This is a genomic window from Bradyrhizobium sp. KZN70725 (genome assembly GCF_055264925.1).
In genome coordinates this window covers 1-219 of the sequence record NZ_JBUYWT010000240.1, presented here as the reverse complement: position 1 = coordinate 219, position 219 = coordinate 1, and the positions used below count along the sequence as shown (strand labels likewise).

Sequence of the window (219 nt, the reverse complement as noted above, 5' to 3'; positions counted from 1 at the left end):
GCGATGACGGTGCCGGTAGGCGGCGCTTGCATCGCGTAGCGGACGATTTCACCTTGATAGACTCGTCGGCAACGTCGCCCTCGATGCCGAAGCTGCCGTCCCGGGCAGCCGAGCATGATGCAGCCGCCCGTCGGCTGAATAAGGCGGGCGATCAGGCCCAACAGCGTAGACTTGCCGGAACCGCTGGGCCCCAATATGAAAGAAACTCGCCTTCGGCTA

General features: G+C 63.5%; 1 protein-coding gene. It reads right to left on the bottom strand.

What is annotated here, in order from left to right; all coding sequences use genetic code 11:
• Nucleotides 1-197: ATP-binding protein (locus ACZBJS_RS42900; RefSeq protein ID WP_463440381.1), on the bottom strand; the 197-nt coding region annotated here is incomplete at its 3' end.
• Nucleotides 198-219 lie beyond the last annotated feature (22 nt).